The sequence below is a fragment of the Pantoea rodasii genome (assembly GCF_002095465.1).
Classification (GTDB): Bacteria; Pseudomonadota; Gammaproteobacteria; order Enterobacterales; family Enterobacteriaceae; genus Pantoea; species Pantoea rodasii.
Genome location: NZ_MLFP01000020.1, coordinates 1 through 25,339 on the forward strand (window position 1 = coordinate 1; position 25,339 = coordinate 25,339).

The 25,339-nt window shown below is 50.5% G+C and carries 26 protein-coding genes and 1 pseudogene; 13 read left to right on the forward strand and 14 right to left on the reverse strand.

The window, feature by feature from the left end; genetic code table 11:
- Positions 1-176 precede the first annotated feature (176 nt).
- The 3 genes from HA45_RS19715 to HA45_RS19725 all read right to left on the reverse strand — a co-directional run bounded on the left by HA45_RS19715 (position 177) and on the right by HA45_RS19725 (position 2,483).
- The gene (locus tag HA45_RS19715) at positions 177-839 is read right to left on the reverse strand and encodes a glutathione S-transferase (RefSeq protein ID WP_100699733.1); all 663 of its coding nucleotides are present in this window, start codon (positions 837-839) and stop codon (positions 177-179) included.
- Between the two features lie 373 nt (positions 840-1,212).
- Positions 1,213-1,776 carry a TetR/AcrR family transcriptional regulator gene (locus HA45_RS19720; protein ID WP_100699734.1) on the reverse strand — a complete coding sequence of 188 codons (564 nt, stop codon included), beginning with the start codon at positions 1,774-1,776 and terminating at the stop codon, positions 1,213-1,215.
- A 158-nt stretch (positions 1,777-1,934) separates the two neighbouring features.
- Complete coding sequence (locus tag HA45_RS19725; RefSeq protein WP_100699735.1) at positions 1,935-2,483, reverse strand: TetR/AcrR family transcriptional regulator; 549 nt, start codon at positions 2,481-2,483, stop codon at positions 1,935-1,937.
- A gap of 130 nt (positions 2,484-2,613) precedes the next feature.
- On the opposite strand from HA45_RS19725, the gene HA45_RS19730 reads away from it, so the two are divergent.
- Positions 2,614-3,348 (forward strand): SDR family NAD(P)-dependent oxidoreductase, encoded by a 735-nt coding sequence (locus HA45_RS19730; protein WP_100699736.1) that lies wholly within the window; start codon positions 2,614-2,616, stop codon positions 3,346-3,348.
- 118 nt (positions 3,349-3,466) lie between these two features.
- Here HA45_RS19730 and HA45_RS19735 read toward each other — a convergent pair whose 3' ends face one another.
- Positions 3,467-3,919, reverse strand: coding sequence for a winged helix-turn-helix transcriptional regulator (locus HA45_RS19735; protein ID WP_100699737.1), 453 nt, complete (start codon positions 3,917-3,919; stop codon positions 3,467-3,469).
- Positions 3,920-4,070: 151 nt separating this feature from the next.
- On the opposite strand from HA45_RS19735, the gene HA45_RS19740 reads away from it, so the two are divergent.
- From HA45_RS19740 to HA45_RS19755, 4 genes are all read left to right on the forward strand, one after another.
- Entirely contained in the window at positions 4,071-4,706 is a 636-nt protein-coding gene (locus HA45_RS19740) for an NADPH-dependent F420 reductase (RefSeq protein WP_100699738.1), read from the forward strand.
- Between the two features lie 69 nt (positions 4,707-4,775).
- The gene (locus tag HA45_RS19745) at positions 4,776-5,720 is read left to right on the forward strand and encodes an SDR family oxidoreductase (RefSeq protein ID WP_100699739.1); all 945 of its coding nucleotides are present in this window, start codon (positions 4,776-4,778) and stop codon (positions 5,718-5,720) included.
- Positions 5,721-5,827: 107 nt separating this feature from the next.
- Positions 5,828-6,448: an NADPH-dependent F420 reductase gene (locus tag HA45_RS19750; protein ID WP_100699740.1), complete on the forward strand. Its 621-nt coding sequence runs from the start codon at positions 5,828-5,830 to the stop codon at positions 6,446-6,448.
- A 233-nt stretch (positions 6,449-6,681) separates the two neighbouring features.
- Complete coding sequence (locus tag HA45_RS19755) at positions 6,682-6,987, forward strand: cupin domain-containing protein (protein ID WP_100699741.1); 306 nt, start codon at positions 6,682-6,684, stop codon at positions 6,985-6,987.
- A gap of 183 nt (positions 6,988-7,170) precedes the next feature.
- Here HA45_RS19755 and HA45_RS19760 read toward each other — a convergent pair whose 3' ends face one another.
- Positions 7,171-8,115, reverse strand: a complete 945-nt coding sequence (locus HA45_RS19760) for an alpha/beta fold hydrolase (RefSeq protein WP_100699742.1) — start codon at positions 8,113-8,115, stop codon at positions 7,171-7,173.
- Between the two features lie 148 nt (positions 8,116-8,263).
- The gene (locus HA45_RS19765) at positions 8,264-9,154 is read right to left on the reverse strand and encodes a LysR family transcriptional regulator (RefSeq protein ID WP_100699743.1); all 891 of its coding nucleotides are present in this window, start codon (positions 9,152-9,154) and stop codon (positions 8,264-8,266) included.
- Between the two features lie 156 nt (positions 9,155-9,310).
- Here HA45_RS19765 and pckA point away from each other — a divergent pair, with 156 nt between their 5' ends.
- From pckA to HA45_RS19795, 6 genes are all read left to right on the forward strand, one after another.
- Positions 9,311-10,930 (forward strand): phosphoenolpyruvate carboxykinase (ATP), encoded by a 1,620-nt coding sequence (pckA, locus tag HA45_RS19770; protein WP_100699744.1) that lies wholly within the window; start codon positions 9,311-9,313, stop codon positions 10,928-10,930.
- Positions 10,931-11,201: 271 nt separating this feature from the next.
- Positions 11,202-12,335 carry a GGDEF domain-containing protein gene (locus HA45_RS19775; protein WP_240629158.1) on the forward strand — a complete coding sequence of 378 codons (1,134 nt, stop codon included), beginning with the start codon at positions 11,202-11,204 and terminating at the stop codon, positions 12,333-12,335.
- Positions 12,336-12,921: 586 nt separating this feature from the next.
- Complete coding sequence (locus HA45_RS19780; RefSeq protein WP_420849002.1) at positions 12,922-14,871, forward strand: alkyl/aryl-sulfatase; 1,950 nt, start codon at positions 12,922-12,924, stop codon at positions 14,869-14,871.
- 258 nt (positions 14,872-15,129) lie between these two features.
- A complete protein-coding gene (locus tag HA45_RS19785) occupies positions 15,130-15,399 on the forward strand; it encodes a YdgH/BhsA/McbA-like domain containing protein (protein WP_420849000.1) in 270 nt (89 codons plus the stop codon).
- A 371-nt stretch (positions 15,400-15,770) separates the two neighbouring features.
- Positions 15,771-16,247 carry a glutathione peroxidase gene (locus tag HA45_RS19790; protein ID WP_100699746.1) on the forward strand — a complete coding sequence of 159 codons (477 nt, stop codon included), beginning with the start codon at positions 15,771-15,773 and terminating at the stop codon, positions 16,245-16,247.
- A 172-nt stretch (positions 16,248-16,419) separates the two neighbouring features.
- The gene (locus HA45_RS19795; RefSeq protein ID WP_100699747.1) at positions 16,420-16,641 is read left to right on the forward strand and encodes a hypothetical protein; all 222 of its coding nucleotides are present in this window, start codon (positions 16,420-16,422) and stop codon (positions 16,639-16,641) included.
- A 167-nt stretch (positions 16,642-16,808) separates the two neighbouring features.
- On the opposite strand, the gene uraH is transcribed toward HA45_RS19795, so the two are convergent.
- On the reverse strand, positions 16,809-17,231 hold the full coding sequence (uraH, locus tag HA45_RS19800; protein ID WP_100699748.1) for a hydroxyisourate hydrolase: 423 nt from the start codon (positions 17,229-17,231) through the stop codon (positions 16,809-16,811).
- Positions 17,232-17,378: 147 nt separating this feature from the next.
- Complete coding sequence (locus HA45_RS19805) at positions 17,379-18,167, reverse strand: sulfite exporter TauE/SafE family protein (protein ID WP_100699815.1); 789 nt, start codon at positions 18,165-18,167, stop codon at positions 17,379-17,381.
- A gap of 107 nt (positions 18,168-18,274) precedes the next feature.
- Between HA45_RS19805 and HA45_RS19810 the strand changes: the two genes are divergently transcribed.
- Together HA45_RS19810 and HA45_RS19815 are read left to right on the forward strand one after the other, a co-directional pair.
- Entirely contained in the window at positions 18,275-19,042 is a 768-nt protein-coding gene (locus HA45_RS19810; RefSeq protein ID WP_100699749.1) for an AraC family transcriptional regulator, read from the forward strand.
- Between the two features lie 107 nt (positions 19,043-19,149).
- Positions 19,150-19,544 (forward strand): annotated as a pseudogene (locus HA45_RS19815) (VOC family protein).
- A gap of 118 nt (positions 19,545-19,662) precedes the next feature.
- On the opposite strand, the gene HA45_RS19820 reads toward HA45_RS19815, so the two are convergent.
- From HA45_RS19820 to HA45_RS19840, 6 genes are all read right to left on the reverse strand, one after another.
- Entirely contained in the window at positions 19,663-20,241 is a 579-nt protein-coding gene (locus HA45_RS19820; protein WP_100699751.1) for a hypothetical protein, read from the reverse strand.
- Positions 20,242-20,411: 170 nt separating this feature from the next.
- Positions 20,412-22,775, reverse strand: a complete 2,364-nt coding sequence (locus tag HA45_RS19825; protein WP_100699752.1) for a DUF3604 domain-containing protein — start codon at positions 22,773-22,775, stop codon at positions 20,412-20,414.
- A 15-nt stretch (positions 22,776-22,790) separates the two neighbouring features.
- On the reverse strand, positions 22,791-23,537 hold the full coding sequence (locus HA45_RS19830) for an ABC transporter permease (protein ID WP_100699753.1): 747 nt from the start codon (positions 23,535-23,537) through the stop codon (positions 22,791-22,793).
- Complete coding sequence (locus tag HA45_RS19835) at positions 23,537-24,268, reverse strand: ABC transporter substrate-binding protein (protein ID WP_280174522.1); 732 nt, start codon at positions 24,266-24,268, stop codon at positions 23,537-23,539. The genes HA45_RS19830 and HA45_RS19835 overlap by 1 nt, the downstream gene beginning before the upstream one ends.
- Positions 24,205-24,528: an ABC transporter substrate-binding protein gene (locus tag HA45_RS28720; protein WP_280174523.1), complete on the reverse strand. Its 324-nt coding sequence runs from the start codon at positions 24,526-24,528 to the stop codon at positions 24,205-24,207. Before HA45_RS28720 ends, HA45_RS19835 begins: the two co-directional genes overlap by 64 nt.
- Positions 24,529-24,544: 16 nt before the next feature.
- Positions 24,545-25,339 carry an ABC transporter ATP-binding protein gene (locus HA45_RS19840; RefSeq protein WP_100699755.1) on the reverse strand — a complete coding sequence of 265 codons (795 nt, stop codon included), beginning with the start codon at positions 25,337-25,339 and terminating at the stop codon, positions 24,545-24,547.

The following is a 25,339-nucleotide window of genomic DNA, read 5'->3' on the forward strand; positions in this document are numbered from 1 at the left end:
CGCTCAAAGCTGTCCTTGTTCTTGCCTAAAACTGCTGTGTGCCAAAAGCGGGCATAATCGATGTGCAGTAACGTTATTCAGGAAGTAGCATAATGACCGTAATCTTTTGGTCTGGCTCTTCCTGTAACTGCACACCGATAGTATGGATGGTTAAACATACTTATCCTGTATAAAAATTACACGCTCCTCCTTAAGCGCTCCTCTTCAACCATCGCCTTCCACTGCTGGAAGGATGGCCTTGCCTGCATACGCTCATACCATTCACTCAACGCCCCGCACTCTGACGGTACCGGAAGATTCACTAACGCAGAGAAGATCATTCCTCCAATTACCGCTATGTCAGCCATAGAAAAGGTCTCGCCGGCCACATAGGATTGCGTTTGCAGAATGCGGTTAAAATAGTGCATTCCCTGGACTGCCTTATTGCGCATTCGGTTGCCCCACTCGGGGTTCTGATAAAGCTCAACTTCTGGGCCTAAACCAGCCGTGGCGTGATGAAAATACACGCTTACAGCATCAAGGAACTCAATTTCAGCGCGCTTTGTCATCATATGAATGATGCCTTGTTCCGCTGGAGTGGTACCCGTAAGAGTACGTGGCGCGCTCAGCGCATCCAGATACTGTGTGATGGCCGTACACTCTGCGATAAGCGTACCGTCATCAAGCTCCAGAACCGGAAGCGTGCCGGAATAGTTGATGGCAAGAAATTCGTTTTTCTTATGTTCCCCTGTCCATAAGTTAACAGGAACAAACTCTGTATCAGAAATGAGTCCTTTCTCAGCAAGTGCAATGCGAACGCGTGCAGGATAAGGGCCGTCATACCAGTCGTAGATTCTCATCAGAAGATGATTCCTTAATGTGAGTGGGTCAAGGTGAAAACAATAAAACTAACTATCGATAGGTAGTTTATAAGCCAAGATTGAGCTGACTCTCGCTAAATGTCAATGCCTACCTTCCGTTCGTTAGGTTTTCTATTCACTCTATTTACGATGATCTTAAAATTTATGAAAGGACTAAAGTGGCAGGATTGTCTGATGTTGCGATTCAGCGATAAACCGCGTTTACAACTGATGGGATGACTTGAATTTACATGCTCACCTGCGTGGCAGAGTGACTTACTCAACGGCTTTATGTCAGCGCTGCTGTGCGCCTGGATGAATTTTATGAGAAAATTTCAGGCGCTCCAGCTGAAGCGGGCAGCCGCCCGGTTTATTATTGCGGTAGCAGACCCGCAAGTTTGTAGCCCTCAATGAGTTCGTCAAATAGCTGGATATTGTTTCGGCTTCTGGCCATCAGCTGTGCGCCGGCAATGGCCGAAAAAATCGAGGCAGCACGGACTCTGTTCTCGGCTTGCCCTGTGATACCTGCCTCGAGTAGCTGGTCTGCCAACCAGTCGATGTTGATGTCAGCAAAATTTTGCACTTCATCCCTGACGGGTTGTGGCAGATCATCATATTCAGCCGACATAAAGCTCCCCATACAGAGCCGGTTCCCGCTCTCAAGTGAACGGCGAAATATTTGCGGATAGCGGCCCAAACTTTTCAGCGCATCGCCTTCGCTTTCCCTCAGCATTTCCAAATCACGTGCCGTGTCTTCCCAATAACGACGGGCTACGGCCGCACCCAGCTCGGCCTTGCTGGAAAAGTGATAGTAAATGCTGGCAGCTTTAATCCCCACCTCGTCAGCCAGCCCGCGGATATTTAGGCCGGTGTAGCCATGCGCCTGCGCCGCCAGCCGGGCAGCATTCAGAATTTCGTCACGAGATGTTTTACTCATCACTTCTCTCCACTGGTATCTCAAGCAATAAGTCTAACATTCGTTAGGTAGATATCGACAATATCATTTTGCAGATCCAGACCTAACAATCGTTAGCTAGATTATTCACTTAGAGAATTTACCACGCTCAACGTTTGGAGATTAATGTCATGAGCGACTTACTGACTTATCAGAATGGAACTCAACATAATTTTAAACAGATGATCTTCACGGGGGGCAAATGCAGGTTGGTCGGCAAGCCAGCCAAGTGCTGACATCAGGGCGAATAAATCGACTCCATCCATGTCTTTACGGGCCGTACCTTCTGACTGCGCACGCAGAAGCAACCGGGCTCCCGATTGGTGTACGGCTGTACAAGAAGCGTATAGCGCGGAATCCGGATCTTCGTGAGCACTGGCCATCAATGCCGTCACCCCGTTGTAACTGTGCACGAATTCGACCCCTTCACGAAACCACGTAATGAGGGCTTCATCTGCCGGTTTAGTCGCTTCAAGCTCGCTAGCCATTTGCGTCAATGCATCCAGTTTTTCACGTAACAATGCTTCGAATAACGCTTCCCGCGTCGGAAAGTGGCGCAATAAGGTGGCCAATCCCACCTCCGCTCTGCGGGCTATATCGCGCATCGACGCATCGGCCCCATGCTCTGCAACGACAAGTCGGGCAATCGTTAAAACGTGATTGTAATTTTTTTGGGCATCGGCACGCATACTTATCCTTGACAAGTGGATCAGTGATCCATATGTTAATATTCAAATGTGGAGCAGTGATCCACAAAATAGCGTGTATTCGTGAAAATTTCTACAGATACACAGTTTGATTATTCCGACAGGAGGAATTATGGGAAAGCTAACAGGTAAAGTTGCGGTGATAACAGGTGGCGCTTCAGGCATTGGTCTTGCTGCGGCAAAGCGTTTTGTAGAGGAAGGTGCTTTCGTCTTCATTTACGGTAGACGACAGGATGCACTCGACGCAGCACTGGCCGAACTTGGCCACAATGCCCGAGCGATTAAAGGTTCTGTCTCTGATCTCGCTGACCTCGATCGACTCTATGCTGCAGTGAAGGCCGAGCGCGGTACGCTCGACATTATCTTCGCCAACGCAGGTGCAGGAAGTCAGGCAGCGCTGGGCACCATCACTGCCGAACACATTGATGAGACCTTTGATACGAATGTAAAGGGCACCATTTTCACGGTGCAGCAGGCGCTACCGCTCATGGGCCAGGGGGGTTCTATTATCCTGACCGGTTCAAGCGCCGGTACTACGGGAGCACCGGGTATGACGGCCTACAGTGCCAGCAAGGCCGCTGTGCGTAACCTCGCGCGAACCTGGGCGGCAGATCTGAAGGGCACGGGAATCCGCGTCAATGTGTTGTCTCCGGGTGCAACGGCGACTGAACTTGCCAAGGCTGCGTTAGGGGAAGAAGGCCAGAAGGTTTACGCCTCAATGACGCCGCTGCTGCGCATGGCCGAACCATCAGAAATCGGCGCAGCTGCGGCCTTCCTCGCCTCTTCGGACAGCAGTTTCATGACCGGCAGTGAACTGGCTGTCGATGGTGGGCTGGCACAGCTCTGACATGTTGCGACTCAAGACCGATTTCCAATTTTTGGCGGTGTGTTTTGAGTCGCACCAAAATATCGGAAGCCGCTCTCTGCCTGAGCAGAGAGATCCATTGCTCACTTCCGCTTTTTGTTCATGCCGCATCCATTGGAAAGATACATCCGCCGCCGCGCAGTAGCACCTTCACTTCATCTGCCATCTGAGTGGGATTTTGACTTAATTGCTCATAGAGTTTCGAATCCGGGCGCACGTAGGATTGTGAATCGTGCTTTGCACTCCACAGGATAATATTTAGCAGGATAGGAATGAGGTCCAATCCCTTTTCAGTCAGCTGGTAAAAGTCCTTACGACGATCCTCGGGGTTAGGATTCTTCGACAAAATCCCCTGTTCTTCCAGAAAAGCGAGACGAGAAGCCAGCACATTAGTTGCAATGCCCTCTTCCGATTTAAGGAATTGGCCGTACGTCTTTTTGCCAGTAAACACGATGTCGCGGACGATTAGCAGCGACCATCGATCGCCGAATATCTCCACACCGTAATTCACTGCGCAGTGAGACCGAATGGCCTCTTTGGGTGTCTTTTTCATTCGCTGACTTTAACATTACTTGCGTAAAACAAGTAATTCTTTTCTGATCACTTGCTTTATGCAAGTGAAAAGGCCAGCATGACTTCGCATTGAACACGGCCGTTAATCGCTTGTTCTATCAAGCATCGCCCTACCCATGAGGATTCAAAGTATGCGCACTATCAGTATTATCGGTACAGGAGGCATGGCCGCTGCTATCGCCTCCAATGCCTCGCTGGCCGGTCACACTGTTGAAATCGTGAGCCGCAATCTGACGAAGGCAAACAAGCTGGCTCAGGAGATAGGTAATGGTGCAATCGCTGGAGAGTTCGGCATAAAGCCGCGCGGAGACATCGTGATTTTAGCGGTCCCTTATTACGCTGTTCTTGACTTAGTGATTCACTATGGCGAGGTGCTCGCGGGCAAGATCCTTATCGATATTACTAATCCCGTTGGCCCTGACCTGAAAAGTTTTCTGACCCCTGGCGACAGTTGCGGATCGCGCGAGATCGCAAAGCTCGTCCCGGCCGATGCGCATATCGTTAAAGCCTTCAACACGCAGTTCTCACACGTCCTGGCCGCAGGCTCTTTTAAAGAGCAGCCACTTGATGTGTTCGTCGCCGCAGACAACGCCTCAGCCAAATCCCAGGTCATCGCCTTCATCAAGAGCCTCAATATGCGCCCTTTAGATGTTGGCTCGCTCTCCATGGCTCGCTCGCTTGAGCACATTTGCCTGCTGTCGCTGGGCCTCATGACCCACTCAGTCAAAAACACCCATTTCGCTATTGGTGTGAGCCTTACGGGCTGAGATCGCACCTTCGTAAGGGCAAGTTCCCAAACCTATTTCTGCACCACATCTATAACCAGGAGTACTGACATGCACGTATTTGTTACCGGCGGCACCGGCCATTCCGGTCCGTATATCATTTCCGAACTTATCTCCGCTGGCCATGAGGTTACTGCACTTGCTCGATCCGACTCTGCGGCAGCGGTGGTGACTGCACTCGGTGCCAAGGCACATCGCGGAAACCTTGAGAATCTCGATGGACTCAAAGAGGCGGCGGCAGCCTCAGAGGGTGTCATTCATGTTGCACACCGGCAGGACCTGATTCCAACCGGCGGGATAAATGCCGTTGCCGCCGCAGAGGTTGAAATTATGCTCGCCTATGGCGAAGCATTAGCTGGAAGTGGAAAGCCGCTGGTGGTCTCTGGCAGCGTCGGTTCACCAGGTTGGGAAGGCTTGGGTCGTCCGGCCACGGAGGAGGATCTTCCCCTTACGGGCGGCGAAGCCTACAAAAATACCTTAAGGGTTCGTAACATCGTTGAAACAACGGTGCTCGATCTCGCTAAAAAGGGCATACGTTCTTCGATCGTGCGAATCCCTCAGATTATGCACAGCGATACCGATAACGCCGGCTTCTTGCAGCTGTTAATCGGGTTAGCTAAAGAAAAGGGTGTAGTCGGCTATCCCGGAGACGGTGCCAACCGTTGGGGTGCAGTGCATGCGCGTGACCTCGCCACTGTATTTCGTCTTGCACTGGAGAAAGGCGATGCGGGCAAATGCTGGCATGCCATCGCCGACGTGGCTGTTCCATACCGCCAAATCGCAGAAGCCATTGCGGACAGACTGAATTTGCCAGCCGTGCCTATTCCTGCGGATGTGCTGATGTTGCCTGGCTATTTCGGCTTCCTGGCGAATCTGGTCACCCTCGACACGCCGACATCGAACGCAATCACGCGCCAGACTCTTGGCTGGGAACCGACACAGCCCGGACTCTTCGCCGCGATCAATGGCGATCATTACTTCCCTGTCAGCAAATAAAATAAGGATTCAACGCCGGTCGCCGTGCCACCGGCGGATTGACTGATTGCAACGGCGTAACCCACGCCAAATGAAAAAAAGACCCAAATTCACCCAGGAGAATACCCATGAGCACGATCAGTATTATTGGTTCAGGTGGCATGGCCACTGCTATCGCCGGCCGCATCGCAAGGGCCGGGCACACCGTCGAAGTGATCAACCGTAATCCCGCCAAAGCGCAGTTACTGGTCGACAAGCTCGCATCCGGCGCTGTCACCGGAAAATATGGTACAACTCCCGCGGGAGAGATTGTCATTCTGGCCGTGCCTTATGCCAGTGCGATAGCGGTAATGACCGACTTTGGCGCTGCGCTTGAAGGCAAAGTGATCATTGATATCACAAACCCCTTCGCTTCCGATCTTTCGGGGTTAGTCACTCCCCACGACAGTTCTGGCGCGCAGGAAATAGCCAAATGCGCCCCATCCAGCGCACATGTCATCAAGGCGTTTAATAGTCTATTTGGCCGAGTGCTGGCCAGTGACAAACATCTGGACGCGTTCCTCGCAGGAGACGACGCAGACGCTAAATCACGCGTTTCTAGCTTTATCGAGAGCCTCGGACTGCGTCCATTAGATGTAGGTGGGTTGCCGATGGCACGGTCACTTGAGTGGCTCGGTCTGATGATGATTGGTCTAGCTAAAAATGGCGCCGGTAGCTGGGACATCGCCATGAAAGTTGATATCGGCTGATTCATCGGATTCATTTCTTCAACAACAGGTGAAAAACGTGTCCGGTCTAAGCGGGCATGTTTTTCCGCATAGAATGATTTGATATTTTAACTCTGTTTCTGGGGTCTTAAAATTAATCGTGTATTAGGGAAAGGTATAGACTCTTTTGCGACGTATTTTCCCATATTTGATATATGGCGAAAGTGAGTTTTTATGGCATAAATGCACAACCGAATATAGCAGAGAATGGTCTTATGTCGCTTTATAACCTTCGTACAGAGGCACAAGCATTACCGGAGGTCTGGCACTCTCGAATATTAGGCCGCATTGGGGAAGCAAACCTCAAAGTTTTACGTATGGATGAGCGCTCAATAATGGAAGAGGTGCATGGGTATGACGAGGGATTACTGGTTATTGAAGGACGTCTGGAACTGAGTGTTGGAGGTGAAAAAATAACTGTAACGTCTGGACAGCTTTATGTAGCTAAAGCTGGAGTTCCTCATACAGTGGAAATTGGCAGCTTTGGCACATTGGTTATCATTGACCTACCAGAAACATAAATTGTTTCTTGCTCTCAGAACGCATCGTCAGAATCGTTAGCCACGTTTCTTCCAACTGACCTATCAGCTTCAAGCTCAAAACTGACCTTGCCGTCTGAATATCTATTTCATGCCAGATAGGACCATTCGCAATGTTTGTGCCATACAATCGGTTAAACCGATGCATCGGCACAATTACAGTCGTCATTTCCCGGAGTCGCTGTCAGTTAGCGACTGCATTTGGGTGGCATCTTCATTTAGAAATGACTCAACTGCGTCGGAAAACCGTTTTGGCTGATCAAGCATGACAAAATGAAAACTGTCATCGATCCGCGTGAAGTGGATATCTGGCGCAGAGGCGTAGGCTTGACGGTACATCGCATCCACGCTGGATGCCGGTACGCCAAATAGAGTGTCATACGCGTACACGACCTGAATCTGCGCTCTGATGTGGCCGAGTTCGGGACGCAAATCGGTGATCATTACTTCATACACTGCATCGGCAATGGTTTTACGGTCGGAATTGATCCCCGCGGCCACCAGCGCAGGCCTCACTGCCTCGGTCTTTGCTAAACGGGAGATAGATGCCTTCTGAAACTCTACGAATTGCTCCGGTGGCTGGCTCATAAGCAAATTTCGGGTCGCTGTGGCCTGTCCGGCGGCAGTTTCACTGGTCGCCGCAGGATTAAACATCAATGAATAGAACGGCAAAGCATCAACGACCATCAAGCGACCCACCAGGTCAGGGTGGCGGGCAGCCAGCATCAATGCAATTTCTCCCCCAAGAGAATGACCAATGATCGCAGGAGCTTTGATGTGCTGGGAGTGAATGTATTCAGCGATGGCGTCAACTGCCGGAGCCATGACCTTCCCATCCGGGTTGGCAACAGCAGGAGTGCTTGCAAAGCCCGCAAGTTCTACAAGATGAATGCGATGGCTCACACGCAGATTTGAAGATAAACCGGCCCAAACTTCGCGCGAAGACGCCAGTCCCGGAATCAATATGACATCCGTTCCCGAGCCTTGCGTCTCAACATAGATACGCTGCGAGTTCGGATGTTCTGAGGGTATAGTTGCAGACGCCGATATTAAGGACGACGCTATTAAAAGACTCCCTCCGATAATTGCACGGATATTTGCAGTATTCATTTAACCTCCTTGTTTAGACTGAGCTATTTTAGACATAATTTCCTGTCCATCATAGTACCGTGAAGCATTATAAAATCTTTTAAATTGGCGGTAACACGCCTTTGTCACATCAGAAGCCATGCGTCTTCTTCGTAAATTAAACTCTCCGTTAACCCGTAATACCCCTACCCTTCACATAGCGCCAAAAGCGTTCCGCTGTCAGATTTAAACGCGCGCCGGAGCGATAAACATAAGCTGAGATCTTCAACGAAAGACTGTGATCCATAATGGCCAGCCTTCTCTCTTCCAGCTCGCGTTGAATAGAGTAATCAGGCAGCCAGCCAACGGCATCGCCTTTAAGGATCATTCTTTTCAACAACTCGCTCATGGAAGAGACAAATGTCAGCATAAAGGTGGTGTTCGGTATGCGATCAATCACCTGATTAACCTGACGCCCCATATAGCTATCATTGGCATATTTAACCAACGGTAGCGTGTCGCCATTTATTGAATATAACGGTTTGCCGTGCTGATCGCAGGGTGACACCAGATGAAGAGCGGAATCGAAAATTTTATGATTGATAAACGGGTAATTCATCAGTTCTTCGTTATAGAAAGACAGGATAAAATCACTTTTCCCTTCTTTCAGATTAAATACCGCATCATTAACGTTGATCGATTCAACGAAGAACACTTTATCCGGACTTTCACGGTATTCGGCTAACAGATCGGGCAGCAGCAGGACGGAAAGCGAAGGCGCCGCATCAATTCGAATACTCTGCTGCGACTTATCTTCACCTTTGATACGGCTGATCTGGAAGTCCATATCGTCCAGCATATTCCTGGCATAACCGACAAATATTCTGCCCTGCGGCGTTAACTGGGGTGGATTCACATTACGGTTGAAGACGCTGAAACCCAGAGTAGATTCCAGTGCCTGAATCCTTCTGCTAAACGAAGATTGCGAAATATTCCGTTTCTCTGCCGCGAGGGTAAAACTGCGGCACTCTTCCAGTGCAATCACATCATAGAACCACTTTACTTCGAGATTACTTAGCACTTCTTCGCTCCAATTACAGCCCCCATTTCTATGCAATTTTTACATGACAAATGATTTATATGCAATTTCTGCATCACTTAGCCAGTGCTACTATCCGCAACTCAATCGGGTCGGTTATTGCCGCCTCGCCAATCATTCAATGAGTCAGGGTATTTTATGAGCGCAATTAAATCTGTCATGCAACATCTCTCAAGCCTTGGCATCAACGATGTCAGCGAGATCGTATATAACCCGGATTATGAGTTGCTGTTCGAGCATGAAACGTCAGCCGAACTTGAAGGCCCGGCGCGCGGAATATTAACGACGTCAGGTGCAGTGACGGTTGATACTGGCGAATTCACTGGCCGTTCTCCACGCGATAAGTACATCGTCCGCGACGATGTGACGCGAGATACCCTTTGGTGGTCAGATGCTGGCCTGGGGCGTAACGATAACAAACCGATGTCGACTGAAGTATGGTCGCACCTGAAAACCCTGGTTGCCGATCACCTGTCGGAGAAAACGCTTTATATCGTTGATGCCTGGTGTGGCGCCAGTGCCGATACCCGTCTGGCGGTACGTTTTGTCACTGAAGTGGCGTGGCAGGCGCACTTTGTCAAAAATATGTTTATCGCGCCAACCGCCGATGAGCTGGCAAACTTTACCCCGGACTTTACCGTGATTAACGGTGCAGGTTGCGTGAATCCGCAATGGCAGGAACAAGGCTTAAACTCCGAGAACTTTGTTGCCTTCAACCTGACAGAGAATATCCAGCTGATTGGCGGGACCTGGTACGGCGGCGAGATGAAGAAAGGGATGTTCTCAGTGATGAACTACCTGCTGCCGTTGAAAGGTATCGCTTCAATGCACTGTTCAGCAAACCGCGGTGAAAAAGATGACGTGGCGCTGTTCTTTGGTCTCTCCGGCACGGGGAAAACCACCCTCTCAACCGATCCGCGCCGCCAGCTGATTGGCGATGATGAGCACGGTTGGGATGCAGACGGTGTATTCAATTTTGAAGGCGGCTGCTATGCCAAAACCATCAATCTGAAGGCAGAGTCTGAACCAGAAATTTATGGTGCCATCCGCCGTAACGCGCTGCTGGAAAACGTGGTGGTCCGTGAAGATGGTAGCGTGGATTATGCCGATGGCAGTAAAACCGAAAACACCCGCGTGTCCTATCCGCTGTCACACATTGAGAACATCGTGTTGCCGGTGTCTCGCGCTGGTCACCCTTCACGTATTATCTTCCTTGCTGCGGATGGTTTCGGCGTGCTCCCGCCGGTTTCCCGCCTGACGCCAGAACAGATGCAGTATCACTTCCTGTCAGGCTTCACGTCCAAGCTGGCAGGCACTGAGCGCGGCATTACCGCGCCAACGCCAACGTTCTCCGCCTGCTACGGCGCGGCTTTCCTGATGCTGCACCCAACGCAGTATGCAGATGTGCTGCAGGAAAAAGTGGCGCAGAGCGGTGCTGAAGTGTGGTTGGTGAATACTGGCTGGAACGGTGCGGGTCAGCGCCTGTCGCTGAAGGATACGCGCCAGATCGTCAACGCCATCCTGGAAGGTGAAACGGGCGCGTTGCGTGAAGAAACATTGCCGATCTTTGGCCTCGCTATTCCGCAGGAGATTGCTGGCGTTGATGTGAACACGCTCGATCCGCGCAACGGCTGGGCATCCCCGGCAGAATGGCATGATGCCGCTGAGAAGCTGGCTCAGCTGTTTATCAATAACTTCAAACAGTACAGTGATAACGAGGCCGGTGCGCGCATTGCCCAGGCTGGCCCTCAGTTATAATTGCACCTGGCCTTAACGCTGACACACTGTCGCCGTTACTGACGCGCTGCAACTAAAGACCTGACGCTGCCCCGCGTAATCTCGCCGGGCAGCGTTTTACGTTTTACCGTATGCAGCCGACCACGATACGCAAGCGGACATTCACCTCATCGCCTGAACGCATTTTTTGATGATCTCTTTTGGAAGCGAAAATGCTGCCAGTTAATATCTGTTTTATGACTTATCTGCGCCCTGAACTAAGCTGATTCAACAACAATCAGGAGTTGCAGGAATGGATACAGAAAGCAGCCATCAGGCCCGTCAGAACGATGTCAGCTGGAAAAATCGCGCTGACATGGTTTTACATGCCCTAAAACGAAGCCTGCCCTGGTTCGCCTTCGTTAACATAAGTTTTGCACTGATGGTGCTTCTGCGCGGCCTGCTTTTCGAAGGTATTGATAACACTATCCCTTCAGAGCGCGAACTTCTGCCGTGGCTGGATACGGCCATGATGCTGATTATGGCCGCGGCAGTGCTGCTCCCGATTTCTGTCATGAAATTCCCCCCGTTAACTCCCCTGGGACGGTGGTTGCCCGGCGCATTACTTTGCATCATGAGCGTAGTCTGGAGCGCGGCAACCTATGGTTTCGTGGCGATCTGGCATATCCCTCTTGGCTGGCCACTGGTCTGCATCCTGCTTTTGTCCGGCCTCACTGCCTTTTACTATACGCCCGGCTATCTTCTCTGCTTTATTCTGCCGCTGTGGCTGACACTGCCTATTATTAGCGAGCGGTTGAACGATTCGATTAACCCAAGGTTTGTGGTGGTGTGGATCATTCTGACAATCATTCTTACCTATGGCCGTCAGAATCTGCAGCGCTGGTTTAACGAGGCCTGGGCACGCTATGCGGAAAATCAGCTCTTGATTGGCCGACTTAATCAGTTGGCCAGCCAGGACCCACTGACCGGAATTGCTAACCGCCGCGCGCTGGAACAGCACCTTGAGCTGCTTAGAAGGCAGGAAGGCGCCTGCGCCTTATTGATGCTCGATGTGGATTATTTTAAGCGCTATAACGATCATTATGGGCATCAGGCTGGAGATGATTGTCTCGCCGCTGTGGCGCATGTCCTGACTACTGCTGTACGCCATCCTCAGGACCTGGTCGGACGCTATGGCGGCGAAGAGTTTGTGCTGGTTCTCGCCGACGGCAACGCGGAGGATGCCGCCGTGGTAGCGGCACGCATTCGCCACCTGCTCTCTCATCAGGCGATACCGCATGCCGGTTCGGACATCAGTGATGTTGTCACTGTCAGTACAGGCATTGCCGCCACCTCCGGCCGCTGGCGTCCGGTGGATCTTATCGCGCAAGCAGATGCGGCGCTTTATCGTGCCAAAGGCAGCGGGCGTGATCGCTGGTCAGCATGACTCAGTTTAAAAAATGAAAAGTTTTAACCAGAATGCTATGCGGTACAAATACGGATATATATCTGATACCAACGATATTCTGCCGAATATGGCCTCAAAGTAACCTCTGCTTCATCAATGACGCTTCCTGGTTTTCGCCAAAGAAGCAAATCGTCATTGATGTCGCAATCACTGCCAGAAAGAAACCTATTTGCAGCAGTGCCAGTAGAAAAATTTAAAAATATGCGTTCGCTCACAAATAATAGCGAAAGCAAAATGGCTCTCGTCAAGCTTACAGATTGAAATAAAACGAATTTACCATCTAAAATAGATTCGGTTTTTTATGCTGTGAAGACAGCTTTAAACACCAACCTAAGTTAACTGAATGGTACTTTGATCTAAAAATTACTTTTCCGCGCTTGTTAAACGTAACGTTTACGCTAGCTTTTAATTCGAAATGTTTCTGTTTTCAGCCGTTTCGCCATGTACCCCTGTCAGGAGAATGGACTCACTTCTGGCAGGCTTTGAAGGCTTTAGATCAACGACTTTTAATCGTTCAAGGTACATTCAGAGGACCATCATGAAACTCAAGCCACTCATCGTATGCATGGCGCTAGCTGCTTCATTAAGTTCAATCACGTTCTCTCAGGCAGCTGATGACACCCGAAAAGATGCAGCGTCAGCAACAAAAAGTGCTAACGATGCACTTTATAATCAGCTTCCCTTCTCAGATAAACAGGATTTTGCAGATGCGCACAAAGGGTTTATTGCCGCGTTACCTCAGGAAATAATTAAAGGTGAATCGGGCAATGTGATCTGGAATCCGCAGCAATATGCTTTTATCAAGGAAGGTGATAAATCTCCTGATAGTGTTAACCCAAGTTTATGGCGGCAGTCGCAGCTGATAAATATCAGCGGATTGTTTGAGGTTACCGAGGGCGTATACCAGATACGTAACCTTGACCTGTCAAATATGACCATCATCGAAGGTAAAGAAGGTATTACCGTCGTCGACCCTCTGGTGTCGGCAGAAACAGCCAAAGTTGGCATGGATTTATATTATAAAAATCGCGGTAAAAAACCGGTTGTTGCGGTTATTTATACCCACAGCCACGTCGACCATTATGGCGGTGTGCGCGGCGTCATTGATGAAGCTGATGTGAAGTCCGGTAAAGTGAAGGTCTACGCTCCAGCCGGGTTTATGGAAGAAGCCGTGTCGGAAAATATCATGGCAGGAAACGTGATGAGCCGTCGTGCAAGCTACATGTACGGCAACCTGCTGAAAGCCGATCCTAAAGGTCAGGTGGGCGCTGGACTCGGAACCACGACATCCGCCGGGACGGTGACGCTGATTGCGCCGACAGACTACATCACCAAAACAGGTGAAAAGCGCACCATCGATGGCCTCACCTACGATTTCATGATGGCGCCGGGCTCAGAAGCCCCTTCTGAAATGCTGTGGTACATCGAAGAGAAGAAAATCATTGAAACCGCAGAGGATGTAACCCACACCCTGCACAACACCTACTCTCTGCGCGGTGCGAAAATTCGTCAGCCTTTACCGTGGTCAAAATACATCAATGACGCCATCAATCTCTGGGGTGATAAAGCAGAAATTATTCTCGCCCAGCACCATTGGCCAACGTGGGGTAATGATAACGTCAACAAACTTCTACGAACTCAGCGCGATCTCTACCGTTACATCAACGACCAGACGCTGCGCATGGCCAACAAAGGCCTGACGCGCGATGAGATTGCCGCTGATTTTAAACTGCCACCGGGTCTTGCTAATACCTGGGCAAACCGCGGCTACTACGGCTCCGTCAGTCACGACGTGAAAGCGACCTATGTGCTTTATCTCGGATGGTTTGATGGCAACCCGGCAACGCTGGATGAACTGCCCCCTGTTGAAGCAGCCAAGAAATTCGTTGAATACATGGGTGGCGCAGACAGCATTCTGCAGAAAGCAAAAACCGACTTTGATCAGGGGAACTATCGCTGGGTTGCCCAGGTGGTGAGTAAGGTTGTTTTTGCCGATCCAGAGAATAAAGCCGCACGCGATCTGGAAGCAGACGCGCTTGAGCAGATGGGTTATCAGGCAGAATCCGGTCCATGGCGTAACTTTTATCTTACCGGTGCACAGGAACTGCGTAATGGCGTTCAAAAACTGCCAACGCCTAATACGGCCAGCCCGGATACCGTGCGAGCGATGACGCCGGAAATGTTCTTCGACTTCCTTGCCGTCCATATTGACGGCGTGAAAGCGGGTAATGCGAAAGCAGTGATCAACGTTGACCTGGGCGATGATGGCGGCAAATACAAACTGGAGCTGGAGAATGGCGTCCTTAACCATTCAGCCGATATTCAGGCTGATAAGCCGGACGCCACCCTCACGCTCAATCGTGACACCCTGAACAAAATCATCCTGAAAGACGAGACGTTGAAACAAGCTGAAGATAAAGGTGAAGTCAAAGTCAGCGGCAATCCGGCCAAGGTGGACGAGTTGCTGGGTTACATGGATAACTTCGAGTTCTGGTTCAACATTGTTACCCCCTAAGTCAAAACCCTGTGTTCTGTTGAATGCAGGAGGATTTCACGGATGAGGGAAACTGCCCAGCACTGCAGCAACTTGATCGTGTCTGGTGTCCAGAATTGTCATGAAGAAATGCATATCAGTCGTCACATGGGACCTGATATTCAGTAAAAGCTGTGAATTATCCAAAACGTGTAGAAAATGTTTTTTCAAAACTTATGCCCAAAAGCTCATACCATTCAAAGATGTTGTAATCGAAAATAATATACAACCGGAGAGTAGATGATGAAAAATATGATGATGAAATCACTGACAATCGCAGGCATCTTTTTTGTATCCGCTGGCGCAATGGCTGCGCAGGAGATCAGTAAAGATGAAGCTAAAAATTATACTGAAGTGGGTACGGTATCAACATCCGGCACTTTCACCGACCCGAAAGATGCCAAAGATGAAATATCGAAACTGGCTGACGAGAAAGGTGGGAAATATTATGTGATCACCTCGGCTCGCGTGGAAGGAAAAGTACAAGGCACTGCGACCGTGTATAAGTGACAGACGATTGCCGTTTCCGTTTTCGGGAACGGCATTTCTAATACGTTGATATTACGTGGAAGCACTATATATATTCACAAGAGCATGCTGATGTTGCCCAGCTATTTTTAATTATTCTATATTTCATTCTTGCCCGGACTTATGCACTGAGTTGATAAGTACAATCTATTAAGGCTAATGCCTTCTTCTGTCATGATGAACAATTGCGAACTGCCGATGATGGCTCTATGGTTGATTACGTATCCCACACAAACGACTGAAACCTGGTTGTGTTATTCAGTTGGGCGCAGGATTTTTCCCCACGACTCATGTACCGGTAGCACCACGCTATTTGGCACTGACGCACGGGTTCTGCTTTGAAGGATTTGGACATGAGCACCTTTCATCAGCTTACGGCCACCAGCTTGAGTGGCCAACCTATCTCAATGGCCGATTACGCTGGCAAGTTAGTTCTGGTAGTGAATACCGCCAGCCACTGTGGTTTTACACCGCAGTACGCAGGCCTTGAAGCGCTTTACAAGAAATACACCGACCAGGGCTTGGTGGTGCTGGGTTTCCCCTGCAACCAATTTGGTAAGCAAGAACCCGGCGACGCCGACGAAATCGCGCGAACCTGTCACATCAATTACGGTGTGAGCTTCCCGATGTTCGAGAAAGTGGAAGTCAACGGTACCGCAGCGCACCCGGTGTTTCGTTATTTAAAAAACGAATTGCCCGGCGTGCTGGGTGGGCGGATCAAGTGGAACTTCACGAAGTTCTTGATCGGACGCGATGGCACACCGCTCAAACGCTTTGCGCCAATCTACACCCCGGAGAAAATAGAAGCCACAGTCATTGCTGCACTTTAAATTTGAGTTTTCTGCAACTTGATTGAATAAATGCTAACTATTTCAGACGTTAAGGAAAAGGTAACTATTGGTAAGCAAGTCTTAAAATCATGCGTTTTAGCCATCATAATCGCTAAATATGGCTAAGCTAATGCGTTACTGGAAGACGCCAGTTATTACATGGAGAAAGACTATGAAGAATTTTTCGTTTGCCATTTTGACCGCCGGGATCCTTCTTGCGATGAGTGCTCAGGCTGATGCAAAAGGATGCCTGAAGGGTGCGGCTGTAGGGGGCGTTGCGGGTCATGTTGCGCATCATGGCGTAGCGGGCGCCGCGGCCGGTTGTGCTGTAGGCCATCATATGGCGAAGAAAAAACAAAAAGAAGCCGACAGTAAGCAGCAAAGTCAGCAGTAACTCAGACCTCGTTACCTGCCAGCAGAGGCTCCGTTTCATCATATTGTCGGAGCCTCAACCCATCGTTCCCCGCTACATCCTAATGCACACGATTTACAGCAAGCGAAGGCTATTCACCAGCACGTTAATATTAATCAGCGGGTTCAAGCGGAACTCGGTCAGCACTATCAATTCCCCCGGTAAGTGGAATAACCGTATGGGCTTAGCAGTAAGGGAATATGATAATGGCCCGCGTTTTCTTCCATATTGAATTCAACAGGGATTTCCGGGAAGAACGTTTTTTGATGGTTTTTTTCATAGAATGCCCCGGTCATAAACACCACTCGATAGCTCCCGCCCTGCATTTTTTGTTCAACAGGATACAGGCCGGTAATTCGGCCGTTTGCGTCAGTGACGCCAGTCGATAGTTTAATCCAGCCGTCTTTGTCCTTTTTATCCAGCTCAACCGTGATGCCTGGCGTCGGTAAGCCCGTCTGAAGGTTTAGCACATGGACGCTAAGCGGATTTTTCACACTTGCCTCAGGCGCAGCAAAGGCTGCAAATGCTGCGGTAAACAGCAGCGAACCCGCGAAGACTTTAGTTAATTTCATCTGTTTCTTCCTCTGTTGCGATGAATGAGCACGCAGCATAAGGAAGAGATCAGGCAGTCTGAAATAATGAGAGAAATCTGTGAAATTTCCCAGATTAATCAACCGCCTCAATAGAACTGGGTGTTAAAGGCAGAGGTTGGAGTAAGGCTACAACAGCATCGCGATCAGTACCGCATTAAGCAGCAGCACATAGATCCGGGCATGCCAGATATCGGGCACAGCGGGAATTTTTCTTTGTGCAACGAGAATGCCGAACAGCCCTGTGACCACCAGTAGCATCATAATTTTCAGGCTAATAAACCCGAGGAAACCCCTTGCCGGGATTGAATGCCATCCGCTGACCGCATAAGTCATGGCACCACACAGCGCCACTGGCAGAGAGAGTGGATTGGCCGTGTTAATGCAGTCACGCATTGCATAGCCATGCCGCCGTAACAGTGGAACCGTCATGACACTGCCGCCAACCCCTAACAAAGCTGCAATGGTGCCAATTAGTATGCCGCCGCCGGTCACAGTTGCCCGCGACAGACGACGCGGTATGCTGCCGCTGAAGAAACCTTTGCGCAGTAGGCAATCGCCAATAGTGACCACCATGTATATGACAAATAGCAAACGTACCCGCTCTTCGCTTAATAGCCCCGCCAGCCAGGAACCGATCACAGCACCCATGGCAATGAACCACATTAGTGGAAAACATGCCTGAACGGAGACGTGCCCCGCGCGCCAGTTTCGATAGCTGACCCATCCTGCGTTAAAAATCATCACCGCCGTTGAGGTGGCAACGGCAATATGCATCGCATTGTCTGCGGTTGCCGGCTGGTGGCGCAGCAACTGATAAATAAAAGGCACCACAACAAAGCCGCCGCCAAAGCCAAACAGCACCGTCGTGATGCCAGTGGTGAAACCTGCTAGTGCAATAATCAGAATATCGTTCAAGGGGATTTTCCAGTGTGAAAAAGAACCCATAGCCTAATTCCCACGAGCCCCACTTCCCATTTGCACAGCGCTCAATTACCCTTGCCAATCGGTCAGAAGGAGGCGAAGTGCGCAACGTAAGCATTGAAGATTTTGATTTTCTGGACCGTGACGTTGTCGCAATTGGCAATGACTATGCACAGGGGTTTGCACTGGCGCCTCATCATCATCGTCGGGCGCAGTTGCTGTATGGCGCAACCGGTCAAATGCATGTCTCCACCCGTGACGGCGAATGGGTGGTTCCGCCACAACACGCGGTCTGGATACCGCCAGAAACCCTGCACGCTGTGAAATTTGTCGGCGTGACGACGCGAAGTCTTTATATTGCGCCAGCTTGCGCGGCACGATTAACTCACCGCATTGGCTGCGAAGTGATTGAAGTGTCTCCGCTTCTGCGTCAGTTATTACTTGATGCGGTGGATTTACCCCCGCTTTATGACAGCGAGCGCGAACGTGCGCTGATGCACTTATTGTTATTAGAACTCACTGCTGCATCGGCACGTGAATTTGATATTCCGCTGCCGCGCCAGCCTGCGCTACGGACGTTGTGCCAGACATTTTTACTCGCACCCACTATCCACTATCCTGCTGAGCGCTGGGCCAACAAGATGTTTATGAGCGCCAGTACCTTTCGTCGCCATTTTCTGCAGCAGACCGGCCTGTCATTTTCTGCCTGGCGCCAGCGAGCCTGCGTGGTCAGCGCGCTGGAATGTCTGATACAAGGCAAGTCGGTGAACGAAGTGGCGCTGTCGCTTGGTTACGATAATGGTTCATCCTTTGCCACCATGTTCCGGCGCGTAACGGGCCAACCACCCTCGTTTTATCACCCGTCATAAGATTGGCAGCGTTAGTCAGGCTCTCACGGATAAATTCAAAACTTGAGCACGTGTAAACTTAATCTGGATTTCAACACTTAGAAAAACCTTTCCAGGGGTATATCCAGATGTTTACTCACATGCGTATTGCCAAACCTGTCACTGACCTTGAAAGATCTTTTCAAATGTACAGCCAGGGATTAAGTCTGCAAAAATAGCTGAATTCAACAATCATGATGGCTTCAATGGAATGATGTTGGGACGTGAAGGTTTGGACTGGCACATTGAATTCACCTTCTGCTTGAACCATCCCGTTCACCCTTTGCAAACGGAGGAGGATCTACTGGTACTTTATTACCCAGATGAAAAAGAGTGGATGCAGGCTTGTACAAGAATGGTTGATGCGGGCTTCAGCGTTGTCCGTCCGTTTAATCCTTACTGGGGGGTTAAAGGCAGAACATTTGTTGATCCAGACGGATATCGGGTCGTTATCCAAAACATGGCATGGTCATCATTTAAATGAATATTGCTACGTCGTAGATCGTTGACGCCACTCCTTCGCTCATTGAAATCTAAATGGACGGCCAACGATCGGCGAGCTGCATTTACCCCTTTTCTTATGACGATGTCTTAACCTGTGTTCAAATATTCGATTGCACTGCCCTTAACGTTCTTTTTCGAATCCAGCCACTTCCTGCACGTATTGCCAGCCAGTAAGCCGCCATTTTTAAGTGAGTTGCTCGGTCCGGGCAATAGATGAACGTTTCAGTGCATAACTCATACTGACCTTCCATACGTTCCGCAACTTGATAGCGGAGTAAAAGCTTCGCACTGCCCGGCGCGGAGGCCGCCATATAGGCGTTGGCATCTGGCACGTTTTCCAGACCGAAATCTGCACGCCAAAATTGTCCGCATAAGCCATAGCAGAGAGCTGATGCTGACTTTTCCAGAAGAGTGAAGCTGTGCAGGCCAAAGCTGTTAGCCGCCTGGCTTTGCTGATTATGCCGAAATTTTTGCGGGAGTTGCCGCACAGACATCAATAGACGGATAACGACATCCTGTTGAATGTCGAATTCAGCGATCAGCGGTAGGATTTTTTCAGGCGAACTTGTCCTAATAACGGTCTGATGTTTTTCATAAAACTGGAACTGAGGCAAAAATGCGGGAACATCTTGCCATCCGGCAAGCGCTTTGCGAGTAACGAATCCAGGGTTAAGCATATGACATCCTTGTTATCTATTGAGCTGTGCCAGAGTAACCGATGCCCTGCATCAAACCAACCTGACTATTTTGTTGATGACTTCGCCTCAATGATAAATATTTTGAAAATAAAACAGTCATCTTTTGAGAATGCAAAGAGGGAGGCGAATTATTTGCCACCCTCCCATCTTTAGCGTGTAAGGAAAAGCGCTGAGGTCCAAATCCGTGACTGGTCCTTTTGCCTTGCGCTCATAAATAAGGCATGTTCACGTTTTGCAGGCAAATCAAGTTCTGAAAGCAGAATTTCGCCACGCAGATCGCGAGGCAGCGGCTGTTCAGTAACTCGTTCAATTTCAACCTGCAGTTCAGTGCCGGGGAGCGTGAACGTCTCTTTTCCTGACTGCAGTAGTGCGTTGCCATCAATTTCAGCATCAAAATCGGGTGCCCACGCATGAGCCTGCGGTGTTAGCGGATCGCCTACCTTGATATAACTGCTGATATCCAGATGCACGCGTATTCTCGCACCGGATATCCCGCCAGTACTCACGGTAACAGTATCACTATCTCCATTAGTGTCCGTCCTTAATCCAATCTGCGTATGACTTTCACGCCAAACGGTCTGTTCAGGGTGGTCTGCGCCCGTCAGGGAAAATGCATTGATTGGCGTCCCGGTCACCTCAATAAACCCCGTCCAGTAAGCACCGCGATAACGATCTTTGATTCTTGCTCCACTGAGACGGACGCGGAATTGACGTTCCGAACGCCCCTTCTCTGCATGTAAATCACGATGCCAAACTTCTTTTTCACCGTCATAGAGCGTTATCGCTTCCCAGCCAGAGTCACCTAACAGACGGTAACTCAGCGCGTTAGCGGAACGATATTCTGCAACATCACCCATAAGCGCATCTCCGGCTCGCAGTTCGACGTAGCTGCGTTCCCCGGTAGTAGCAAAAGTGTGTCGTGCGCGGAGCGCTGCTGCGACACCCTTACGATCAAATTGTTCTGCCAGTACACCGGTCAGGCCACCGCGCGAGCCAAATACAGCCGTGCCGGGTACACCACCTCCACATCTTCCCTGATGCTCATCACTGTTCGCGGTAGCGCCCAGCCGATAGCCACGCTCAAGTGCCTCGGCGTAAACCCAGTGAAACTGTCCCCACGCGGATCCCACTTCAATCAATCTTTCCAGCTCCGGATGATGCCAGTCCAGGTTGCAGCGACGGCCGCCCACATGCGGGATCAGTAAATGTTTATGGGGTTCGCGCGCGTAAGCGGCATACAGCTCATCTAGTGGCCATGTCCCGGGTTTGATGGTGCCAGCAGTAAATTCATTCCATTCGAATGAACGCACCAGTCGTCCCTGATTATCAAAGGGGAATTGCGGCTCATCATCTTCAAGAAACACCACGTTGTGATCGCCACCCGCACAGGTATTGCCACACCATTCAGTTCCGGAATAGCACACAAAACTATTTGCCTGGTTCAGCTCATTGATTAGCTTTACCGCCTGCTTCCAACGTGCTTCCGTTACGTTAAAGTCATTGGCGGTATAGCCAAGAATATCCAGTCCGGCAACGTCACGCCCGTAGCTAAGGTTGTACAACGTGTCATTGGTACCGACTGTGTCATCTGAATGCACATGAAGGTCGGCATATAGCGGACGAAGACCCGTGGCGGTTTTTTCTACCGTTATCCACCCTTTGCCCTCCAATAATGGCAACATTGTCAGCGTGGCGCTGATTGACCACTCATCGGCAGAAAGGTGTATATCGCTGATGCGCGCGATCGCCCATCCCTGTTCAGCCAGTTTGAAATCATAGTGATGCACATCTCCTGCCGCTGAAGTCAGCGTCAGACGACCCTCCAGCGGCAACCCCCGACAGGTATTTCCCCATTGATCATCCAACCGCACGATCGCAGAGAAAGGTGTTTCAGGCGCCAACAACCGGGGGGCGATCACCGAGAGAGAAGCGGGTTTGCCGGGAACAATATCCAACAGGGTATCTCCCGGTACCTCGGCGAATTTTGAACTTCCAAGGGGATCGACGAACAGGCGGAAGCGGAAATCTTTCTCCACAAAGCTTTGTACGCGAGTTCCGCCGCCACCGTGGCGTCGATCCCCCAGCCGGATAGTGATGGTATCTCCGGGGTTAATATAACCATCAACGATGTCGATCAGAATGGATTTTTGGAATGGTCGCTCATGCCCTTTCTGATCAAAACGTACTTTTAAGTACTGCACCGTGGCGGGACTCTGCCCCGGCAGTAGCGGGCCAGCCTGATATTCAGCACTGACATAATTAGCGGCTGAGGGATTGCTGGTCTGAAAAAGCGCCCAATCCGAATAAAATTTAAAGGCGAGCTTCAACCACGCGCCATCTGCCAGACCGCTAGCGCCCACCGTATAAACCAGCTTAATTTCTTCCCAGGCTCCCGCCGTCAATTGGCTATGAGAACTGGCCACACTTCCAAGAAACCGTCGCGCTTTATTTTGTTCATACAAGCCTTTTGGGGCGATGTAATTCCCTGCATCACGAATATCGAACTGACTCACATTAACCTCACTAAATTATTGAGCGCGCCAGCGCTGATAACGCTGTTCTATGCGGCGAAACACGATATTTTCCATCAGCCAGGCTATCAGCCCAATCAGGCAGATCCCCAGCAATACCTGACTGCTGTTTCCTGTCTGGCCCCCCATAGCGACCATCCAGCCAATGCCCTGAGATGCACCCAACATTTCAGCGGCGACCAGCGCACGCCATGCCTGGCTGAATCCAATACGCAGCGCGGCGGTGATAAACGGCAGTGAACTCGGCAAATAGACATAAAGCAGCAGCTGAACCGGACGCGCGCCCAGTGTGCGCGCCGCACGCACTTCCCCACCGCGAATGCCGCGAATCCCTTCCTGGATGGTCAGACACATTGGAAAAAGCGCAGCGATGACAATGACCACAACGATGGAAACAATTCCCAAACCGAAAATCAGCAGCATCAGTGAGGCCCATGCGATGGGCGGAATAGCCATAAACAGGCTATTCAGTGGAGTAAGGAAATCCCTAAAGCGATCGGAAAGGCCTGCGCTGACACCAAGCACAAGCGCCAGCATCACGGCAATCAAAAACCCGGCGAACTCCTCCAGCAGGCTGGATTGCAACTGTCCCCAAATGGAACCATCGCTAAACCAACGCACAGCTTCACGCCATACATCCCAGGGTTGAGGTAACACGTACGACGGATAGTGACTGGCAACGCTAATCCAGACGATCAATAGCGCGGGAAGGGATGCCCAACCCCAGTTTGGCGTTAACTTCACTACTGGATCCCTGCTTTTGTCAGCCAATGGGTATCGACAAACTCATTCAGCTCAGGCGCCTTCTGCATATAGCCCAACGCCTGAGAATCTTTCATCAGCTGTTCAAAGAAAGCGCCATCCTGCTGTGTCAGAGATACGGACCATTGAATGCGTTTGCGCGCTTCCTGCACCAACGCCTCCGGTGGGAAGGATTTACCGTCAGCATTTTTGATGGCCTGCAGCTTAAACGCATCCGCGATGATGCGGTCGGCTTCCGCCGGATGTTGATTAATAAAATTCACTGCCTTCTGATGCGCACGGATGAGTTTCACCACATCATCCGGACGATCCTTCAAGGCTTCCGGTAACGCCATCAACACATACCAGGGATAGCCTGGCTGCGCTTGATTGACATCCAGCAGCAGTTTTGCATCCCCACGTAACAGCGCTTCGCTGATGAAGGGCTCCCAGGTAAAGGCCGCATCCACAACGCCCTGCTGTAACGCGGCGGGCATATTGCCAGCAGGCATACTCAGCACATGAACATCTTTATCGGCAATCAGTCCGGCCTGTTGCTGTAGCACCACACCGCGCAGCAGAACGTCCATTCCGCTCCCTTTCTTCACCCCCGCTATGCGTTTGCCTTTGAGGTCAGCAAGCGTTGAAATGTCGCTTTTCTCGGGAACAATCAGACCAGCCTGTCCACTGTTGACCTTGGCGATAATCTGCCTTTGAGGCCACGGGAGAACCATTGAAACACCGGTGTTGCTCCGATGTAGGCCGCATCCAGTTCATGTGCAGCCAGTGCCTGACTAATCACAGGTCCATCGCCAAAAGATTTCAGTTCGACATTGAGCCCTTCCTGTTTGTAAAAGCCTTCTTTTTCAGCAATCAGCGCCGGTGCATTAGCCAGCGCGTACACCCAACCAATGCGAAGCGGCTGTGATTCGGCAGCGTTAGCCGCATTAAAAAAGACCCCTGATATCAGCACAGCAAGAAATGATTTACCCATTTTACGTTCCATTTTATTAGAGTGAGTGACTGTGGGATTGCTGCATCACGTCAGTAATACGCTGCAGCAATTCATTGCGGTAAGCCGCAAAAGCGGGAAGTTGACGCGTTTCCAGGTTACTGCGTGGACGCGGCAACGTAATGAGAAGTTCACTGTGTATACCGCCAGGTGCACGGTTCAGAATGATGACGCGATCGGCAAGAAACACTGCTTCTTCAATATCATGCGTGATGAAGACGGTTGTCTGACCGATGGCAGACCAAAGACGAAGAGTTTCTTCGTTCATATCTCCACGAGTAATGGCATCAAGAGCCGCAAAAGGCTCATCCATCAACAGAACGTCTGGTTCCAGTGCCAGGGCGCGGGCCAGTGAGACACGCTGCTGCATCCCGCCGGACATCTGATGCGGTAGTTGATGCGCGGCGTGTGCCAGGCCCACACGCCGCAGATAGGACATGGCGCGGTCCTGCTGAGAACCAACATCCTCACGTTTTTGCATGCGCAAACCAAATCGGACGTTTTCAAGCGCACTAAGCCAGCCGAAGAGTTGCGGCTGCTGAAAAACGTAGCCCAGTTGATTGTTTTCTGGCGTTGTGCGGTCCCCGCCAATTTTGACGGACCCTTGTTCGGGTTCCGTAAATCCGGCCAGCAGATTAAGCAATGTGCTTTTGCCACAGCCTGAAGGCCCCAGCAGCACGACAAACTCTCCCTGCCGGGCATGGAAACTGAAGTTGCTGAACACCGGTGCGCCGCCGGGATAGCAGAAAGTGATATTGTCTACCGCTAGTGCGTATGGCTGAGAGATTGGCAT

Coding starts and splice junctions, on each gene's coding strand:
- HA45_RS19715 (WP_100699733.1), bottom strand. CDS start 839: ATGAGAATCTACGACTGGTATGACGGCCCTTATCCTGCACGCGTTCGC.
- HA45_RS19720 (WP_100699734.1), bottom strand. CDS start 1,776: ATGAGTAAAACATCTCGTGACGAAATTCTGAATGCTGCCCGGCTGGCG.
- HA45_RS19725 (WP_100699735.1), bottom strand. CDS start 2,483: ATGCGTGCCGATGCCCAAAAAAATTACAATCACGTTTTAACGATTGCC.
- HA45_RS19730 (WP_100699736.1), top strand. CDS start 2,614: ATGGGAAAGCTAACAGGTAAAGTTGCGGTGATAACAGGTGGCGCTTCA.
- HA45_RS19735 (WP_100699737.1), bottom strand. CDS start 3,919: ATGAAAAAGACACCCAAAGAGGCCATTCGGTCTCACTGCGCAGTGAAT.
- HA45_RS19740 (WP_100699738.1), top strand. CDS start 4,071: ATGCGCACTATCAGTATTATCGGTACAGGAGGCATGGCCGCTGCTATC.
- HA45_RS19745 (WP_100699739.1), top strand. CDS start 4,776: ATGCACGTATTTGTTACCGGCGGCACCGGCCATTCCGGTCCGTATATC.
- HA45_RS19750 (WP_100699740.1), top strand. CDS start 5,828: ATGAGCACGATCAGTATTATTGGTTCAGGTGGCATGGCCACTGCTATC.
- HA45_RS19755 (WP_100699741.1), top strand. CDS start 6,682: ATGTCGCTTTATAACCTTCGTACAGAGGCACAAGCATTACCGGAGGTC.
- HA45_RS19760 (WP_100699742.1), bottom strand. CDS start 8,115: ATGAATACTGCAAATATCCGTGCAATTATCGGAGGGAGTCTTTTAATA.
- pckA (WP_100699744.1), top strand. CDS start 9,311: ATGAGCGCAATTAAATCTGTCATGCAACATCTCTCAAGCCTTGGCATC.
- HA45_RS19775 (WP_240629158.1), top strand. CDS start 11,202: ATGGATACAGAAAGCAGCCATCAGGCCCGTCAGAACGATGTCAGCTGG.
- HA45_RS19780 (WP_420849002.1), top strand. CDS start 12,922: ATGGCGCTAGCTGCTTCATTAAGTTCAATCACGTTCTCTCAGGCAGCT.
- HA45_RS19785 (WP_420849000.1), top strand. CDS start 15,130: ATGATGAAAAATATGATGATGAAATCACTGACAATCGCAGGCATCTTT.
- HA45_RS19790 (WP_100699746.1), top strand. CDS start 15,771: ATGAGCACCTTTCATCAGCTTACGGCCACCAGCTTGAGTGGCCAACCT.
- HA45_RS19795 (WP_100699747.1), top strand. CDS start 16,420: ATGAAGAATTTTTCGTTTGCCATTTTGACCGCCGGGATCCTTCTTGCG.
- uraH (WP_100699748.1), bottom strand. CDS start 17,231: ATGAAATTAACTAAAGTCTTCGCGGGTTCGCTGCTGTTTACCGCAGCA.
- HA45_RS19820 (WP_100699751.1), bottom strand. CDS start 20,241: ATGCTTAACCCTGGATTCGTTACTCGCAAAGCGCTTGCCGGATGGCAA.
- HA45_RS19835 (WP_280174522.1), bottom strand. CDS start 24,268: ATGGTTCTCCCGTGGCCTCAAAGGCAGATTATCGCCAAGGTCAACAGT.
- HA45_RS28720 (WP_280174523.1), bottom strand. CDS start 24,528: ATGGGTAAATCATTTCTTGCTGTGCTGATATCAGGGGTCTTTTTTAAT.
- HA45_RS19840 (WP_100699755.1), bottom strand. CDS start 25,339: ATGCCAATCTCTCAGCCATACGCACTAGCGGTAGACAATATCACTTTC.